Origin of the sequence: Mesorhizobium sp. M7A.F.Ca.AU.001.01.1.1 (genome assembly GCF_004022735.1) — a bacterium.
Lineage (GTDB): Bacteria > Pseudomonadota > Alphaproteobacteria > Rhizobiales > Rhizobiaceae > Mesorhizobium > Mesorhizobium ciceri.
In genome coordinates this window covers 1-1,753 of record NZ_RZPF01000991.1, presented here as the reverse complement: position 1 = coordinate 1,753, position 1,753 = coordinate 1, and the positions used below count along the sequence as shown (strand labels likewise).

Here is a 1,753-nt window from a genome sequence, read left to right as displayed (position 1 = left end):
GTATCAGGCCTCGTGCGCTCAGACCGCCGCCGACGTCCCGTCGCCCGGCACCGAAACATTTCGGGGTCCCGACATAACCAGCCTCGCAACACCCACCGAGTATCCTCGGCCGATCGTGCTCCTAGCGACGATCTATGCGTCGACGGTCCTGGGGGTAACGCTGCTTCTGGCGGCGGCGGTCTGAGCGCACGAGGCCTGATACCGCTCTCTGAAAGCCCGTGTCTCCGGTATAAACCGTAACCTATGTGTCCGGAACGGACCGAAAGGCTTTGGCGATCCCGACAGGATTCGAACCTGTGACCATCGGCTTAGAAGGCCGGTGCTCTATCCAGCTGAGCTACGGGACCGCTGGCCGGCCCTTGGGCCGGCTGGATATTCTGGCGCCGGGCGCCGTTCAATGCGTCCAGGGCGTCCTGCGGTCATAGCGGAAATTCTCCGCATAGGAAATCTGGCGGCGCTTGGTCTCTTTCGGCTCTTCGACGCGGAAAGCGAGCCCTTGCTTTTCGGCGTAGGCGACCGCCTCTTCGCGCGTGTCGAAGCTAAGCCTGATCTGGCTTCTCATGTCTGCCGACGTCGTATAGCCCATCAGCGGGTCGATCTTCTTGCGCGACTCGGGATCGAATTCCAGCACCCAGTAACCGGTCTTGGCCTTGCCGGACTGCATCGCGGTTTTGGCTGGGCTGAAAATGCGCGCGGACATGGCCACCTCGTTGTTGTGCAAGGCAGCATCGCCACCCTTCGCCCGTCATTACTGCGCAATGCGCACGGCGGCAAGGTTTTTGCTCTCGCAGGTTTTTGCACTTGCCATGCACCACCGAAATGAATAGGCAACAGACCGTTCGGAGTGTAGCGCAGCCTGGTAGCGCATCTGGTTTGGGACCAGAGGGTCGGGAGTTCGAATCTCTCCACTCCGACCATCCCCCCACAGCCCAATGCCCGGCGCAGCCATACGGTTCACTTGCTGCGGCACCGGCCGTGTGTCCGGCAGCCGCGGGCGGTTCGGCAAACAGGGGGGTCAGATGCTTGGAATCGATGCCTGGGTGTCGCTTTTCGGACCGGCCTACTTTGCCTATGCCGGCATAACGGTTCCGGTCATGGTGACGTGGGCAATTGCCTGCGCCGCACTGGCGATGTGGAATAACCGTGAAAGCCGCAGACAGGCGAGGCAGGCCCCGGGCGCCGTGGTCTCCCGCTCCTGGCGTGTCAGTATCGGGATGTTTGTGCTGGTCGCCGCCGGCTATATCGCCGCTCACTCTGCCGTCTATCTCGCAGTCCGTCATTTCGCCAGAATGTGGCTCTGATCGCCAGAATGTGGCTCTGAGACCGGCCTCTCAGGCTCAGATCTCGAACTCGCCCTGCCCTTCATCCATGGCACTGACGGTTTCGGCTGCCAGCGCCCTGGTGATCGGCGTCTTGCGTTCGAGCGCGGTCCGGTCGAGCCGCTCCACCACGCGCATCGCTGTCGCCAGCGAGCGCTCGATGCGGCGGACCAGATATTGCACGACATGCGGTTCGACCTCGATCTGACGGTCGGCGAAGAGTTTTGTGATGACGCCTGCCAGCAGGAGATCGTCGGGCTCATGAATTTCGACTGTCGCAGCCGCCTTCAGCCGCGAGGCAAGATCAGGCAGGCCAACACCCCAGGCCGAGGGAAAGCGGCGCGCCGTCAGAAGCAGTTGCGAGCCGGCACCACGCACCGCATTGATCAGATGGAACAGGCCTTGTTCGTCAACCGTCCCGGTATCGACATCGT

Annotated in this window: 3 protein-coding genes, 2 tRNA genes and 1 pseudogene; 3 read left to right on the top strand and 3 right to left on the bottom strand. The window is 62.3% G+C overall.

Going from position 1 to position 1,753, the window contains the following annotated elements; translation table 11 throughout:
- Positions 1-184, top strand: a pseudogene (locus EN884_RS39175) (hypothetical protein); the annotation flags it as partial.
- A gap of 86 nt (positions 185-270) precedes the next feature.
- Here the strand turns inward: EN884_RS39175 and EN884_RS34960 are convergent.
- Positions 271-347 (bottom strand) — tRNA-Arg (locus EN884_RS34960).
- Positions 348-394: 47 nt separating this feature from the next.
- Complete coding sequence (locus EN884_RS34955; RefSeq protein ID WP_013532440.1) at positions 395-700, bottom strand: ETC complex I subunit; 306 nt, start codon at positions 698-700, stop codon at positions 395-397.
- Positions 701-840: 140 nt separating this feature from the next.
- Here EN884_RS34955 and EN884_RS34950 point away from each other — a divergent pair.
- Together EN884_RS34950 and EN884_RS34945 are read left to right on the top strand one after the other, a co-directional pair.
- Positions 841-917, top strand: a tRNA-Pro gene (locus EN884_RS34950).
- A 102-nt stretch (positions 918-1,019) separates the two neighbouring features.
- Positions 1,020-1,301, top strand: a complete 282-nt coding sequence (locus EN884_RS34945; protein WP_013532441.1) for a hypothetical protein — start codon at positions 1,020-1,022, stop codon at positions 1,299-1,301.
- Positions 1,302-1,337: 36 nt separating this feature from the next.
- On the opposite strand, the gene EN884_RS34940 is transcribed toward EN884_RS34945, so the two are convergent.
- Positions 1,338-1,753: DnaA/Hda family protein (locus EN884_RS34940; RefSeq protein ID WP_245492043.1), on the bottom strand; the 416-nt coding region annotated here is incomplete at its 5' end.

Bases quoted from the DNA above. Each gene is read 5' to 3' on its own strand.
- EN884_RS34945 (WP_013532441.1), top strand. From the start codon at position 1,020: ATGCTTGGAATCGATGCCTGGGTGTCGCTTTTCGGACCGGCCTACTTT.
- EN884_RS34955 (WP_013532440.1), bottom strand. From the start codon at position 700: ATGTCCGCGCGCATTTTCAGCCCAGCCAAAACCGCGATGCAGTCCGGC.